Source organism: Vibrio sp. nBUS_14 (assembly GCF_051201655.1).
GTDB lineage: Bacteria > Pseudomonadota > Gammaproteobacteria > Enterobacterales > Vibrionaceae > Vibrio.
The window spans coordinates 516614-533117 of sequence record NZ_CP179207.1; the positions used below are offsets into that span (position 1 = coordinate 516614).

The 16504-nt window shown below is 43.1% G+C and carries 10 protein-coding genes and 1 pseudogene; 8 read left to right on the plus strand and 3 right to left on the minus strand.

The genetic code is table 11. The features are described from left to right. Nucleotides 1–37: 37 nt before the first annotated feature. Nucleotides 38–304, minus strand: a complete 267-nt coding sequence (locus ACMAZD_RS19915) for an Lpp/OprI family alanine-zipper lipoprotein (protein ID WP_435250293.1) — start codon at nucleotides 302–304, stop codon at nucleotides 38–40. 362 nt (nucleotides 305–666) lie between these two features. Between ACMAZD_RS19915 and ACMAZD_RS19920 the strand changes: the two genes are divergently transcribed. Next, nucleotides 667–1998 (plus strand): DEAD/DEAH box helicase, encoded by a 1332-nt coding sequence (locus ACMAZD_RS19920; RefSeq protein WP_017104563.1) that lies wholly within the window; start codon nucleotides 667–669, stop codon nucleotides 1996–1998. A 167-nt stretch (nucleotides 1999–2165) separates the two neighbouring features. On the opposite strand, the gene ACMAZD_RS19925 is transcribed toward ACMAZD_RS19920, so the two are convergent. Next, a complete protein-coding gene (locus ACMAZD_RS19925) occupies nucleotides 2166–3416 on the minus strand; it encodes an SGNH/GDSL hydrolase family protein (protein WP_435250294.1) in 1251 nt (416 codons plus the stop codon). 427 nt (nucleotides 3417–3843) lie between these two features. On the opposite strand from ACMAZD_RS19925, the pseudogene ACMAZD_RS19930 reads away from it, so the two are divergent. The 7 genes and pseudogenes from ACMAZD_RS19930 to ACMAZD_RS19960 all read left to right on the plus strand — a co-directional run bounded on the left by ACMAZD_RS19930 (nucleotide 3844) and on the right by ACMAZD_RS19960 (nucleotide 14508). Next, nucleotides 3844–4785, plus strand: a pseudogene (locus ACMAZD_RS19930) (esterase/lipase family protein). 39 nt (nucleotides 4786–4824) lie between these two features. After that, nucleotides 4825–5730: a lipase secretion chaperone gene (locus ACMAZD_RS19935; RefSeq protein WP_435250295.1), complete on the plus strand. Its 906-nt coding sequence runs from the start codon at nucleotides 4825–4827 to the stop codon at nucleotides 5728–5730. A 311-nt stretch (nucleotides 5731–6041) separates the two neighbouring features. Continuing rightward, nucleotides 6042–8063 carry a prolyl oligopeptidase family serine peptidase gene (locus tag ACMAZD_RS19940; RefSeq protein WP_435250296.1) on the plus strand — a complete coding sequence of 674 codons (2022 nt, stop codon included), beginning with the start codon at nucleotides 6042–6044 and terminating at the stop codon, nucleotides 8061–8063. Continuing rightward, nucleotides 8064–10208, plus strand: coding sequence for a TonB-dependent hemoglobin/transferrin/lactoferrin family receptor (locus ACMAZD_RS19945; RefSeq protein ID WP_435250297.1), 2145 nt, complete (start codon nucleotides 8064–8066; stop codon nucleotides 10206–10208). A 9-nt stretch (nucleotides 10209–10217) separates the two neighbouring features. Beyond that, nucleotides 10218–12470, plus strand: a complete 2253-nt coding sequence (locus ACMAZD_RS19950; RefSeq protein ID WP_435250298.1) for a proprotein convertase P-domain-containing protein — start codon at nucleotides 10218–10220, stop codon at nucleotides 12468–12470. Nucleotides 12471–12503: 33 nt separating this feature from the next. Continuing rightward, nucleotides 12504–13937, plus strand: coding sequence for an Lcl domain-containing protein (locus ACMAZD_RS19955; protein WP_435250299.1), 1434 nt, complete (start codon nucleotides 12504–12506; stop codon nucleotides 13935–13937). A 1-nt stretch (nucleotide 13938) separates the two neighbouring features. Further along, nucleotides 13939–14508 carry a DUF1566 domain-containing protein gene (locus ACMAZD_RS19960; protein WP_435250300.1) on the plus strand — a complete coding sequence of 190 codons (570 nt, stop codon included), beginning with the start codon at nucleotides 13939–13941 and terminating at the stop codon, nucleotides 14506–14508. A gap of 170 nt (nucleotides 14509–14678) precedes the next feature. Here ACMAZD_RS19960 and ACMAZD_RS19965 read toward each other — a convergent pair whose 3' ends face one another. Further along, nucleotides 14679–16322: a methyl-accepting chemotaxis protein gene (locus ACMAZD_RS19965; protein ID WP_435250301.1), complete on the minus strand. Its 1644-nt coding sequence runs from the start codon at nucleotides 16320–16322 to the stop codon at nucleotides 14679–14681. Between the last annotated feature and the right edge of the window lie 182 nt (nucleotides 16323–16504).

The window sequence follows — 16504 nt, forward strand, 5'->3', positions numbered from 1 at the left end:
TTTTGAAATCTACAGCTTCATTGAGCTTCTATCTCAACTACTTAGTGTAAGACTCAGCAATGTTGTCGATACGGTCGTTAGCTCGATCCGCTTCTTCTTTTGCTGCCATAGCCGCAGCTGATGCTTCTTGAGCTTTCATTTCAGCAGCCGCTTTGTCACTCTTAAGTGCTTCTACTTCGCTGGTTAGCTCAGCAACTTGGTTAGTTAGTTGGTCCATTTCTGATATCGCTGCTTCTTCAGGCTCTGAAGAACAACCTGCTAAAATAAATACTGAGGCTGCAGCTGCGATTAACATCTTATTCATAAGAACTCCTTGCTTATTTATCATCAAAAGATGCGCTATACATTCTTTATCATATAGTCGCTTCATTAATGATTGTAGCGACTAATTTTTTAACTGCAAAAACAATAACTAAAGAAATTGCTAAATTTTTGAGGTAATTAGCTAGGCATCACAATCAGTCTCACTTTTGAGATGACGTGTGTGGCTCGGTAATAATACAGTGAAAAGGTGAGTCACCCCTTTGTTCGCGGTACATACAATATTCTGGCTAACATTAGATAAAGGGATAAATTTACTGTGATCTCTATCCTTATAAAGTACTTTCGCGGTATCATGTCACGTTAAATTAATTTTATTCAATACCATCATGACTGGAGAGTCCTTTGCACTTTAAAGATTTAGGCTTAGATAACCGCTTACTGAAGAACTTAAAACATTACGACTTCAAGAAGGCGACAGAGATCCAATCAAAAGCGATCCCTGTTGCTATTGCTGGTAAGGATCTATTGGCTTCATCAAAAACGGGATCAGGAAAAACATTGGCGTTTGTGTTGCCGATGATACATAAAGCATTAAAAACAAAAGCGTTTTCTGCTAAAGATCCTCGTGGTGTAATTTTGGCTCCTACTCGTGAGCTAGCAAAACAAGTTTACGGCGAGCTGCGTAGCATGCTTGGCGGTCTGTCTTACGAAGCCACACTTATCTTGGGTGGCGAAAACTTTAACGACCAAGTTAAAGCTCTACGTAAGTACCCTCGTTTTATTGTTGCGACTCCAGGTCGTCTTGCGGATCACCTTGAGCACCGCTCACTGTTTTTAGATGGTGTTGAAACGCTAATCCTTGATGAAGCTGACCGTATGCTGGATTTAGGTTTCGCACCTGAGTTACGTCGCATTGCGAATGCAGCTAAGCACCGTCGTCGTCAAACGTTGATGTTCTCTGCGACGCTTGATCACGCGGAAGTGAATGGCATTGCAAATGAAATGCTTGACGCACCTAAGCGTATCTCTGTTGGTGTTTCTAACGAACAGCACCTTGATATCACTCAGAAGTTTTACCTTTGTGACCATCTTGATCACAAAGAAGCGATCTTGGATCGTGTGATTGAAGAAGCTGAATACCGTCAGGTGATGATCTTCACTGCAACTCGTGCCGATACTGACCGTCTAACGGATAAGTTGAACGAGAAGAAGCTCAAAGCTGTGGCATTGAGCGGCAACTTAAACCAAACGCAACGTAATGCCATCATGAGCCAATTTGAGCGTGCGGTTTACAAGATCTTGGTAACAACCGATGTTGCTTCACGTGGTATCGATATTCCAAACGTAAGCCACGTGATTAACTTTGATATGCCTAAGCATACAGAAGAGTACGTGCACCGCGTTGGTCGTACTGGTCGTGCAGGTAACAAAGGTGATGCGATCTCTTTAGTTGGTCCAAAAGACTGGGACAGCTTTAAGCGTGTTGAGCTTTACCTTCAACAAGATCTGACTTTCTCAGTACTTGAAGGCTTGAAAGGTAAATTTAAAGGTATTAAGCCTCGTAAACCTGCTTTTGCTAAAGGCGGGCCTGCGAAGAAGAAGACCAACACCCAAGTTAAGAAAACGCCTAAGAAACCGGTTAAGCGCGATAAGAGCTTCCACCAAAATGTGGCTGTGGGTGATACCGTGTTTATCCCTAAGAAGAAAGTCGCACCAAAAGTGGACGACGAGTAATCAACTTGCGTGACCTAAAAGCTTAGCTTTGAAAGGTTGATGCAAATAAAAACCGCCAATGATGGCGGTTTTTTTGTATCGGTATTTTGTCTATTTCTCGTCTCTCTTTATCTTGCCCTATGCTCTTTTAATTTCTGAAAAGCTTGAAAGGACTCTTATCTTTGCATCTATTCAAAGTCGAAGGTCGAAAATGAAGACATGAGAATATTATCCGCTAGATATTTATGGATTGCGGTAGTTGGGTGCGTCACCCCCCAAAACACATAGCGGTCTGAGCCATAGGTCGCGCAATCATTAGTCAAGCTATGGCGATATAAGTAATCGGAAGCCGAATGGCGTTGAATATCTAAACATGCATCCGTAGCGTTCAGAAATCCATGCTGCTGCGGGTTTTCAGTAATGTGGTTAAACAGATCATGAGCATTGAAAAGTACGACATTGACTCCCCTAGCTTGGTAATACTCAGCTTGCTCTTTGATGAAGAGGTTAAACTCAATTATTTTGCAATGCACAATAGAAATTTCGTCTTCTGTTGAGTATTTAAATTGTGGAGCTTTTGTGGCGTCAGGGAGGGTGAAGAGCAAAATGTTTTGAGCACCACTTCCTGTTAAACGAATTAGAGCACTGCTGAAATCAGCTTTTACATCAGCCACCGATCGTTCGTAATTCATAAAGTCGTTAAGGCCGAACTCCAAAGTAAATAATGAGTTTTCTGGACGGTAATTCTTTGCGGCTTCCATGTATTTCAGGTACGACGTGACTTGGTCATAAACTCCTTTGAGGACTCCATACTGATTTGTGCCTGCTGCCCCACCAACTGCCCAGTTATACAGAGGTATGTTTTTCTCTCTAGCTAGGTACTCAGTCCAGACTAAGCCATTTGAGAAGTGACCTAAGAACCATGAGTTGGCATTCGGAAGAACCCATTGCGAACCGTTGAATACGTTTCCAGTATCAGAAAGGCTATCCCCAAAGGTGATGATTCGATTAATTTTATTATCTTGGAGTTCTTCGTCATTCGTCCATATTGAGTGGTTATAGGAGAAGCGACTGTCTGCTGCAAAATAAGTGATGTCGGCGGCATCATGCTGGATGTCTAGTGTCTCTTCGCAACGTTGTTCCATTTCTGATTGTGGTGTTCCACTAAAGAACATGTTTTTATACGATGAAGGCGACCACCAATATCCATCTATAGTGTAGTAATTGCCATCTTCGTTTCTTGCCCATTTCCAATCAGTTGCAACGGAGTCATTCGATATGTCGGTTCGGTACCAGCATCTGATATATGATCGTGTATCAAGCATCTGCCCTTGTGCTACTTCGTCAGGAATTGTTGAATCTAGAGGCATTGATGTATCTGCGATAGCTGATGCAATTAGAGGCATTGTCAACGTAAATACCAAGATCATTTTCTTCATTTTAGAGTACTCATTTAGCAAAGTAAGTAAGGTTAATTACTTTATTATTAATAATAAGAATAAATATCATTTAGACAATGTATTGAACATTACTCATTGTTGCGTCAATAACTCATATGAAGCAAGTGTCATAATTGTTGCACAGATCCAACTTTCAACGCCTTTGCGTTCTTTAATTTTTCTCTGGACGAGAGTCCATACCTACTTTATTAACATTCAATATTAATAGTTATCTCACTTAATGATTATTAATCAATTACTTACTTGTTTTTTCGTTTATTGTGACTTTGGTGGGATCAATGTTCATCACAACTGTTTAATTCAAGTTCAATATCACAAATATCGAGTTGCTACTTTCTGTTTTATAAAATCATCAACTACGGTTTTCTTTACTCATCAGAGGTCTAGTCTGTTTAAGGAAAGAGCATTGAAAAAGATATTTATTTGGACGATAGCCTGTCTATCCAGTTTTGGTGTCTATGCCGGAACGAGCGCATCTGCATTAGAAGCCAGCGGATACACGGAAACGAAATATCCCATTATGTTGGTACATGGTTTGTTTGGTTTCGATACATTAGCGGGTGTCGACTATTTCTACGGCGTGCCTGAATCCCTAACCAAAGATGGCGCGAGCGTATACGTCGCTCAGGTCTCTGCAACCAACAGTTCTGAGGTCCGTGGCGAACAATTACTCAGCCAGGTTGAAACGCTGTTAGCAGTAACGGGAGCAAGTAAGGTGAACCTGGTTGGTCACAGCCACGGCGGACCAACAGCGCGTTATGTGGCGTCAGTACGTCCTGATTTGGTTGCTTCAGTGACAAGCATTGGTGGTGTGCATAAAGGCTCGAAAGTCGCCGACCTCGTGCGTGGAACCGTATCAGAAGGTTCAGCCGCGGAAGGTATTGCGGTTAAGTTGGCTGGTGGGTTGACGACGCTCATCAACCTGTTGTCTGGCGGAACGGATCTTGATCAAGATGGCCTTGCTTCCCTTGAAGCATTGACCACTGAAGGTTCGCTTGCATTCAATCAGTTTTACCCTGAAGGCGTTCCGACGTCTGCGTGTGGTGATGGTGAATGGCAAGCAAACAACGGTGTTTATTACTATTCATGGACAGGATCTTCCACTTTTACCAACCTTCTTGATCCTACCGACGGAGCGATGACAATCCTTGGTTTAGCCTTTAACGAACCTAATGACGGCTTAGTGTGAGCATGCAGCGCGCATTTGGGCAAAGTGATTGGTGATGATTACAAGATGAACCATCTAGACGAGATTAATGGGTTGTTGGGCATCCATCATCTCTTTGAGACCGATCCCGTGACGCTATATCGCCAACACGCGAATCGATTGAAGTTGGCTGGCCTGTAGGTCGCACTGCCCAAAAGTTAAGATCATAAGGAAAATATAATGAAAAAGACCGCCATTTTGTCGATAACTACGATAGCCCTGATGAGCACAGCGGTGGTCTTTTTATATGTAACCTTTTTGCCCGAACAAACAGACAATCTAAATTTAAACAACAAACAACAGAACACCTCCTCACTAAAGGTTACCTCTCAACAAGATACCGAAATCGATAGTGCGTCAGCCAAAGACATGATGGAATATTTCGTGTCAGGTAATACAGAATTAACCCTCGAAGAGATTCGTGACAATGTGGCGAATCACCATGAGCAAACACAAGCAGCGGTGGTCGATGAAGCATTGTTCGCAAAGTATCTTGAGTACAAGTCGGCACTGACAGCATTGGATGTTCAATTCGACACAACCTCAATATCCGTAGAGGGCTTACGCGCACTTAATCAAGCCCTGCTTGACCTTCAAACTCAATTTTTCAGTGAGAGCGAGATAAGTATTCTGTTTACCCATGACAATAAAATGAGGGAAATCGCTTTAGAAAAGTTACTTATGAAACAAGAAGGGCTAGAAGAACAAGCATATCAGCAAAGGCTTGAATCTTACCTATCTGAACAACCCGATTATGTTCAAGTCAGTCATCAAAATCAGGTTTTATTACAGCAATTATCCAGCTCAGAAGTCCTAGATGAACAAGGCAAATACTTGAAGAGAAACGAACTGGTTGGTGAAGAGGCGACACAGAGGCTTGAAGCTCTCGATCAACAAAAAGAGAGCTTTGAAGAAACTTTAGAAATTTACTTTGTTGAACGAAATGACATTTTGAATGGCTTATCACTCTCAGAAATTGAACAAAAAGAGACGATTGCCCAGCTTAGAGAAGCTCATTTTCAGCCACAACAGCTTAGAAGGGTAGAAGCTATCGAAAGAATTAGAGCCGCGGAAAACGGTCAGTAAGGTTTACTGATCTAACGACGTTATTCAAGTTTTCATAATTGCCTTAGTGGAGATAGTTGCTTAACAAACTTAGTAAACGTTTGCTTATTCTGTAAATGGTCAATTTTATGATTGAAATTAACACTATCGACTGATTTATCAGGCTTATCTAAATATAAATTCCTTCCATGATTAAAATGGTAATTCATCATTAATTGATGCCTTTCTCGTGACTAATCTCACACATCAATGTGAATGATAATTTATCTCATTATCGTTTAGGTGCAATATACGCGAAATTTATTAAATTAGCGTATGGATTTGTTGTATTTATGAAAGCGTGTGTGTTGTTAGCTTTTGCGCTCTTACTGACGGGAGCGGTTAGCGCATCTGATCAGTTCTCTTGGCTCAGAGATGATTCTCGTAGTGCAAGTAAAGTACTCAATTATCTTAATCAACAGAATGATAAAACTCATTTATATCAAGAACGTATTCGATCTCTGAGTGAATCCCTACAACAGAAATGGCAAGACAATCGCCCTGAACGCGCCGATAAACCATGGCAGGAAATCGGTGGTTACGAGTATGCGATCCTAAATCACAAGGGCAAAAGAGCCTTGTTGTCCCGATTAGTTGGGAGTGAGGATTTGACCGAGTTGCTTAACATTGATGCTCGTTCTGCCGAGCATGATTACTATCAGTTAGGTGATTGGGCACTCGACTCAACTAAAACCAAGCTCGCGATAGCAGAAGATATTACGGGCACTGAACAGTATCGAGTGAGTGTTGTTGATCTTAAAACTCAGCAAGTCACATCAGTAGCTCAAAATGTAGACAGTTCGCTTGCGTGGTCGAAAGACGGTCAATCCCTGTATTTGATTCAACTTGAACAACAAACTTCGAGACCATATGCGCTAACAAAATACTTCTTAAATGAGTCAAAGCCGATTCAATTAACGGAAGAGCTGGATTCCGCTTGGTTGCTTTCGTATTACCTTTCTAGTGATACGCAATTTGCTGTGGTTCAGGCAAACAGTGAAAACTCCAGCGAGCAACGTTTGTTAAACCTTGATAGCGGCGAAGTCTCTGAACCACTTTTACCACGCAAAGCGGGAGTGGAATACTACGTTGATGTTGCGGGTTCTATGTTGTTTGCCAACAGTAATCACGAGCGCAATGATTTTGCTTTTTACTCTGCACCACTTACTCAGGCTACACATATCAACCTTTGGCGAACGGTTTTTAAACCAACGGACGAATCTAGAATCAGTAACTTCTATTTGTTTGAGTCTGGCGCTGTAGTTGTTAGCCAGATTGGCGCGTCTCAATCTTTGCACTTCTTCGATAATGACAATCGCTATCGCTCAAGCCAGTTATTGGCTGACGCAGGCCAAGTTGCTTGGGTAAGCCAAGTGGGCGACTACCAGAGTAACAAATTACATATTCGCAGTATGTCTTTGACTCAGCCAGCGAAGTGGGACCGGTTGAATACTGATACTTTACAACGAGAACGCTTCTCTCAAGACGATTACCCTCAATACCAGCAATCAGCGTATCAAACCGAGCAAGTTATGGTGAATTCTGGTGGGGTAACGATTCCAGTCACACTGGCTTATCGCAAAGACAAATTGACTAAGACCTCTCCAGTGTTTTTGTATGGATACGGTGCTTATGGCATGACGATGAAGCCCTACTTTATGTCCCAAACCATTAGCCTACTTGATGAGGGTGTAATTTATGCGATTGCACATGTTCGAGGTGGTGGCTTCTATGGTGACGCTTGGTATCAAGCAGGTAAGGGAATTAAAAAAGAAAATGCCATCTTGGATTTCATCGCCGCTGCTCGTGATTTGACTGCATACAATCTCGGTAAGCGCCCTATTTATGCTATGGGTGGAAGTGCTGGTGGCACTCTTGTTGCTGCAGCTTTAAATCAGGCTCCTGACTTGTTTGACGGTGCTGTCCTTAAAGTGCCCTTTGTCGATGTTGTGAACAGCATGTCTGATTCTGCATTACCTCTAACGGCTCAGCAGTACGGTGAGTGGGGCAACCCAAATATCGCCGATGAATTGAAGGTAATGCAGCAATATGACCCTTATCTGAATCTTAGCGAGCAAAACTACCCACCAATATTGATTCAGGTTGGCCTGAATGACCGCCGCGTACCTTATTGGGAAGGGGCTAAGTATTACGCAAAACTCAGTGAACTTACGACTGGAAGCGGCCCTTACCTATTATCGACAAATTTTACTCAAGGACACTCGACAGACAGGCGACAGTCCCAATCACAACAAGCGTTCGAATACGCATTCCTATTATCACTTACGCATAAAAAGACTAAAGCGGAGCAGTAAATGAAGCTTTCACCCCTATCAGCGGCTGTACTGAGTGTACTAGCTGCTAACCTCGCACACGCCGAATCTGAAGTTTTTCAATTTGAAGAGGTCGTTGTTACGGCGAACAAAATCGAACAGCCCCTATCTGAAGTGGCGGGTTCAGTGGCTGTCATTGATGGTGAACAGATAGAAAAAACAGGCGCGACAGAGCTATACGATGCCTTAAAAAATGAGCCGGGTGTTAGCGTGAGTGGTGGGGCAGGCAGACCTCAGAATATTACTATCCGTGGTATGACAGGCAACCGCATTTTAGTGGTTAAAGATGGAATAAAATCTTCGGATGGTTTTGGTGCAAACGACATTAACGACAAAGTAGGCCGCAACTCGTTTGATTTTGATGATATTGACAGTGTTGAAATTGTTAAAGGTGCGAGCTCTTCTGTTCATGGCTCAGGGGCTATTGGTGGTGTTGTTGTTATTAAATCGAAGAAACCAGGTGACTACCTTGAAAATAGCGATTTTTATAGCGACGTTTCCGGCACTTACACTGGAATTAGCGATAAATACCGTGGTGCAACTAAGCTTGCTTTTAGATCTGAAAGCTTTGAGAGTTTGATCAATCTGGCGTACTGGGAAGGTGGGGAAACGCGAAACTACGATGAAAGCTTAAACAAGCGCGATATTGATGGTGTTAGCGGTGCTTACACTTTGAACTACTGGGCACAAGACAATCTTATGCTAAAAGGTAAGATTGATTACTACAAAGACAACCTTAGTAGACCAGAAGGTCTAGCTAAAATCCAAAAAGATGGTGAGTGGGAAACAGAAGAGTTCGACCAACAAGCCTATACCGAATCTTACACTGCCTACGTGGGTGCCGAATATTTTCCAACAGACTCATGGTTTGAAGAGCTCGATACAAAAGTTTATTGGCGCAATACCGTAGCTGACGAAGCGGTGGATGCTCTTATTTCGCAAGAGCAAGGTAATATTACTGCATTTCGTAGATTGATCGATGATCGTCACTTCACTGATGAAGTTATTGGCGCGGATGCAGACTTTATCAGTTCTTTCTCTGATTCGGGGTTTTATCACACACTCTCTTATGGCGTGAGCTTCGATACTACTTTTCATGAACGACCAAGTAACTCACAAATTCTTGACTGGAATGGTCTAACTCAGAAAGATGCGAAGCCTTTTGCGTCTGCACGTTCTTATGTCTTTGCTGCGCATCTACGAGATGTGATTGAAGTAGATCGTTGGACAATTACAGCGGGTGCGCGCTTTGATATTCACCAAATTACCCCAGACTCTGACGGTACGATCGAAGGGTATAAATTAAGCGATAAGACAACAGGTGAGTTTTCACCGAGTTTGTCTCTCGCTTATCAAGTTACAGATTCACTGAACGCATACTTTTCCTATAACCATGGTTTCCGAGCGCCAACTTACGACAAGATTTATGGCTATCAGAACCACGATTTTGTGCCCATCACACCGTTTGAAATTGTGCCTAATGAGGATCTTGATAAAGAGACCAGTGATTCATTTGAGTTGGGGAGTAAGTTCGACAATGGTCAAACAGTGCTTTATGCCGCTGCCTTCTATCAAAAGTTTGAAGATTTCATCGATATTAAGCAGATAACGTCTTCTCCTGATATGAATAACCATGGGGTATATTACAAGCAATATCAAAATGTTAGTGGGGTCGAGACCTATGGTTTTGAAGCGACAGCTGCGCAACGTTTGAATGAATCTTGGAGTGTTACTACCAAACTTGGCTTTGTTAATGGAGAAAATGATGAAGGCGAGAAAATCCGCACATTAACACCGTGGGAAGGCAACTTTACACTTAATTACGATAGTGAATCTCTTTCTGCTTACACCATGTTGAATTGGGCACAAGCGATGAACAAGGTTCCGGAATGTGAAACTGATATTGGTCTAGCTGCAGATTGTGCTACGACGGCTGGCTGGGCAACAGTCGACATGGGCGTCAGCTACTCTTGGAACTTTGGGTTAGATGTTTCTGCAAACGTAATCAACCTGTTTGACAAAGAATACATCCGATACCAAGACGTAGCGGGCGTTATTGATTCGAACAAGCACTACTCTACAGAGCCTGGGCGTTACTTCACTGTAAATGCTCGATACGAGTTTTAAGGCGGATTTATGAAACTTAAGCCATTAGCAATATCACTTGTTCTAGCGTGCGCTCCGATCGTTCAAGCTGCTGAGTGGGATTATCCTTCAGCTAACGTTGTGCTAAACGATCAGTCGGCAGTCAAAAGCTACCTCGACTCCAATTATTCTGAGTTTGGCGATTTTGTATTTCGCTACAAAACAGAATCGCAGCTAGGCGAACATTTCAATTTTAATGTTTGGGTCAACGGTGAATATCAGCCGCAACGCACAGTAGTGGTAACTACCGATAAGACACAACGCGTCATGCGTGTATTCAAGAGTTTTGAAGATACAATCTTAAGGTCAGGTGTGCCTACCGTTGCTGGTAAAATGGAAGCGCCACGCTCTCTTGAAGCGGAAGCGCCACCCGCATTGAGCTCGGGGAGTTTGGTTAACGTCGATGTATTTCTGTTTGATCCCGATTTAAGAACGATGCAGCAACAGGAAGCGCCTGCATCGACTTGGTCATTGGTTTCAGAATACCCCCAATCAATCGAATATGTAACGAAGTCCATTGAAGTTCTGCAATCTGGTGGTAACTATTATTTGTCTAATTCAAGGCTGAACCAGGTTGATGTTACAGCGTTGATCACTGTGCCCTCTGATGGAGGAGAACCGGTTCGAGACACTTCTGGTTTCTTGATTCCAGAAGGTGTTCAATCGTTCGATAGCGTTGAAACCATTGAAAATGTGCGTTTTGGTGATGATGCTTTTCCACAGATTATGGCTTTCTATCACCTTGATACGTCTTTGAAATATCTAGAAAGTTTGTCTTATCAATTGTTTGACGACCCGTTGCGCTTTGATGGAAGAGGGTTGTCTCTCGATAACTCATCATACTATTACGGTCCGAGGGTGGTCACTTTTGGTATCGGCGGTGCTTCACCAGATGCTGTTGATTCAGATGTTGTCTTACACGAACTTGGACACGGTATTCATTACCAAGCCGTACCGGATTGGGCTTACGGTCATACTGGTGCAATCGGCGAAGGTGTCGGTGATTATTGGGCTGGTAGTGCGAGCTATCGTTCACAATACTTAGACGCTTCTCGTCGTGGACAAGAATTCGAACTGGATACCGTGTTTAACTGGGATGGCTTGTTTGGTGTTCGCCGTACTACTCGTAGTTTGTGGAATCAGCGCGCGCGCTACTTTGAACGAGCAGAATACCCTGCCCACGTGAGTGTAGGAGGAGAGTTGGGTGACGAACTTTGGTCAACTCCGCTTTTCCAAGCTTTAAAAGCTGCTATAGAGCGTTATGGTGATGGCACAGATAGCGTTTTTCGTGAGTTCGACGCCGTTGTTGTTGAAGGGCTTTATGGTGTCGGTCGTGGCGTAAAAATGCATGATCTCGCTGAGTCGACGGTATTTGCTGCTAACGCACTGTTTCCAGACAAAGAGTATGCTCAATTTCTTACTGATAGCTTTAATCAACATAACTTATTGAAGCCTCCTTTTGTGGTTCGTTACGATAATCGCTATATCGGTGAAGGTGATGATGTCACTGTGCATTTGGCACAAAATGGTCGCCAAGCGACGGTGAAAGGTCAATGGCGACTGAACAGTGAGTCGGTTTTCGACATTGATCAAACTGTATCTGATTCATCAAGTATGAGCGTTTCATTACCTTCTAACTTTGCTTGTGGCGTGCAATTCGATTCTGAAATCTCGCTAGACTATCAATTTGGTGCAGATCTAAAAACGAACCAATGGGAAAGCAGCACTAAGTTGGTTAATGGTCTTCCAAAGTTAACCACACAGCCAACCGCTTCAAACTCAACGCTTCCAGCGCAGGGTGACAAAATTTTTGTTCAAACCTTATCTGACAAAGAAGCAAAGATCGATGACACCTTTGCTGTCTATCTGAATATTGAACATGCCTCGCTAGAAGATCTGCATGTCCAATTGGTTTCTCCTCAAGGTAAGTCGGTGGTGCTACTTAACCACCAATCAAGCAGCAGTAAGGGGTTTAAAGGTTATTTCACAGCTCAGTATGACGACGAGTTAAAAGAGCTTGTCGGTGAACCGAGCTGGGGAACTTGGCGCCTTGAAGTTTCTGATCGTGTTTCAGGAAATTCTGGGGTCTTGGAAGAGTGGGGTGTGAGTCACTTTGCTCAATATCAGTGTAACACTGATAACACTAATGAAAGCAGTAGTGGTAGCTCAGGTGGTAGTGGTTCACCTTTGGGTTTGATTGTCCTGCTAATGCTATCAATGGTGAGAGTGATTCGCTCTCGATAAGCCACAAACTATTAATTAAAAGAAGATAAATCTATGAAGTTACAATATTCTTTCATTGCTGTATCGCTTGCCCTTGCTGGCTGTGGCGGTGGCTCTGGTAGTGACTCAGCGGCACCAACTTACGATGTTGCTGGTACTATTCGTTCTCAAGGTTCCCTGCTTGATACTCCTGTTTGTATCGATTTAAACCAAAACTTCGCATGTGATAGTAACGAACCAAGTGCGAAAAGTGACAATACAGGTCAATTTACGCTGACTTCGACAGACAAAAACATTTTAAATAGCACCATTCTTGCCGAAGTCGATGCTGGTTCGAGCAAAACACTGCGTATTGCCGCTCCGGGCCAAGGTTTAGCATCAGGTAACTCTATTAATGCGGTTACTACTCTAGTTGCTAGTCTGGTTATTGATGGTGAAACGGTCGCCCAAGCCGATGAAATGGTCAAAGCACAAGTAACAAGTGCGGGTGTCTCGCTAACCGGAACAGTGATGTCTGATCCAACGGTAAATGAGCTAACCAACCTTGAGCAGAATACCACTGCGCTACTTACTGAGATGAAAGTAGAGGAAATGACTCAAGGTGTCGCTCTAGTTGCTAAGAAGTTGAATTACGAAAATAAATCTCTTGTTTCAAGTTTACTATCAGCTGCTGAAACTACGGCATTTACTCAAGAGCTATCTCTTGTTGCTGCTCAAACATCAGGTTCGAACGACACGGGTGCAGTACTGCACTTTGCCGATGGTGCTAGCGACGTTGCAGACGCTCAGACCGATTTCCCTGGTCAGGATGCCGAGTATGGATTTGATAACGACGACCTTCAAACAACAACGGGTGCTGGTTTCAAGTTCGTGAAGCTTGATGACAAAGGTGCAACTCTAGCGGCGGATGCAACGGAATGGTCTTGTACTTTAGATGAGAGAACGGGACTTATTTGGGAAAACAAGAGTGCTGATACTAACTCAGTACAGTTTAAAGACCGTACGTTTGTTTACGAGTCAGATAGCTTTAAGCCATATTCTGAAGACTTGGCTGCTGTAGGTTGTGTTGCTGCCGGTGATGAAATCTGTTCAACGAGCCAGTATGCGGCTTATATCAATCAACAATCACTATGTGGTGTAAATGAATGGCGTTTGCCTACATATTTAGAATTGTACGATGTATTAGATTTCGGTGAGACTGAGCGAGACTCTGACGGTGAATTATATGGCTTAAACCATGCCTATTTCCCAAATCAAGGGATAGGAAGTCCTGATTTAGAAGCCGGCTCTATGTGGGTTCAGGATTTTAGTTACATAAATTATTCAACAGCTGGTGACGATACTGCAAAATACTTTGCATTTATTGTTACCAGAGGAGACTACCGAGGCAACATTAGTTTTGATCAAATCTATACAGATAAAGCTGATGAAGATAGCGGTGCGTCTTACCAATTTCCAATTCGTCTAGTTGCAGTAAAGGGTCAGTAAGATGAAAAAACTAATTTCCGTATTATCTCTAGCGTTAGTTTCTCAAACGGCTTTTGCTGCTCAAGAGTGCGCTGTTGATTTTTCTAAATCTGCACCTAACACACGATACACTTACTCTAATGAAGGTATTGTGACAGACCTTAAAACGGGTCTAACTTGGATGCGTTGCCCGGTAGGTAGAACTTGGGACAAGAACAGTGAAGCGTGTACTGGTGCTGCTGATAAAGTGATATGGCAGAGTGCGCTACTTACAGCAAAACAGATTCGTGATGAAAATGGCAATCATGCATTATATGAATTTGGCGGCAAAAAGAACTGGCGACTACCGAACATTAAGGAGTTAGTAGCACTAACAGAGCATGCTTGTTATGGCCCCGCGCTGAACGGAACCGCATTTGCCAGTGGCTATGATGATCTAGAAGCTGGCGATTTGGCTGGCTATATTTGGAGCAGCACTCCACATGGTAATGGTTCGCAAGTAATCGCGTTTGATTCTATAAATAGTGAGGTCTATGAATATGCTCCTTCTAGCACATATTCCGTTTTATTAGTAACCGACGAAGACCAGTAAATTGAACTTGATGTAAAAGCACCGCCAACATGGTGGTGCTTTTTTGTACGTCGAGTATAGTCAGGAATGGCGGTGAAGTTGACAGCTCTGCTACTATCCATGCTTGTAAGGCTACATTGAGAGGACGAAGGCCGTTAGGCCTCCTCTTAGTCGATTAAATCTGCTTTTATTCAAACCTTAAAGTATCCTAACTGTTGTTTCTGCAGTTCGGCAAGGTTAGACAATTCGTGGCTTGCTGCTGCAGCTTGAGTAATTCCCGCTACGTTTTGGCTTACTAGGCTGTAGATGTTTGAGATATTACGGTTGATGTCTGCAGTCACTTGGCTTTGCTCTTCTGCGGCAGAGGCAACCTGAGTGTTAATTTCTGTCATGTCGGTTACTGAGTTAGCAATACCAGAAAGGGCTGCGCTCACCTCGCCTGAGAGCGTTTGGTTATGCTCTAACATAGACAGTGAACTGCTCATGCTCTCATTGGCGTTGCCCGATTGAACCTGCAAGCCTTCGATGATCGCTTGGATCTCTTTGGTTGAATCTTGTGTGCGGGCTGCCAGCATTCGAACTTCATCGGCTACCACAGCGAAACCACGGCCACTTTCACCAGCACGAGCTGCTTCAATTGCTGCATTAAGCGCAAGAAGGTTTGTTTGCTCTGAGATGCTTTGAATCACCTCTATCACTTTACCTATTTGCTCCGAGTGCTCTTTCAGCGTGCCGACAACGTTTGCCGCTTCGCTAAGCTGAATCGCCATTTGCTCATTGGCTTTGTTGCTTTCGTTAAACAAACTCATGCTGTGTGTTGCCATTTCGTCGGCTTGCTTGGAAGCTGAGTCGGCTTGTACTGCATTCTCGTTTACGTGCGATGCTGTGCTCTCAAGTTGGTTTACAGCAGAAGCAACTTGCTCCACTTCTTGCTTCTCTTGATCTGAGTTTGCGCTTGATTGTGTCATTACAGCCGCGAGCTCTGTCGATGCTGACGCCACTTCGATACTGATCCGAGATAGTGAACTTACCGTGTCACGCAGTTGGTCTACCGATTGGTTAACGTCTTTTGCTAGGCGAGAGATCTCGTTGTCGCCATACTCTTCTGCTTTAACTAACAGGTTACCCTTAGCAACTTCACGCATGGTTGCTTGAATATTGCTGATTGGTTTAACAATGATGCTTGCGAGTACCCAGCTGATGCCCAGTGCAACTGAAAGGATAACCAACAATGCAAACGTTGCCGTATCAAGTGTATTGGTGTGTTGCTGACCATTGATGTCCACTTCTTGCGTTGCAAGTAAGTTGAGTTTTTTAGATAGGATGTTGATGGCTTGCACCATCTCGTTACCTGCATGACGATACTGCTCAATAGCCACTTGGTAACGTGCATCGAAGTCAGAAGACAGAACTGAATTACCATGTTTTATCTTTAATAAAGGAAGCATTGTTGTACGAGAAAAGTCGACATAGTGATTCATCGCCTTACTCATCGCTGCCACTTCGTCTTGCATCCCCGGCACAGTGTTTAATGAGTTCAATAGGCGAGTGTTTAGAGCGCGCTTCTCATTAAGAGTTTGAACCAAGGTTTTCACATCATCTGCATTGAACAAGCTGTAGATCGCTTTGATGCGCATACCGTAGCTGTTGTCGACGATTTCGCTGAGTTCTTCTTTGTGTAGGATCAGTTGGTCTGTTGCGATAGATACCTCTTTGAAGGCATTTTCTAGTTTGTCACCACCGATAATAACCCCCGCCAAGAGCAATACGACGGAAAAGAGTACAGGTATTAGTATTTGTATTTTTATAGATAAGCCACTGAGAAGTTGGCGCATGTAATGTCCCTTTTTGAATAAATAAATGAGTAGAAGCAATTGTTATTATTGTTATTAGTGGGTGATTCTAACTTCTGAGAATGACAATTCAATCAGTAATAGATTTGATTTATATATATGTGATAGGTATTTGATAAGTATTGATTATTAATCATTCAATTAAGCTTTTTTAACCTTTGTAA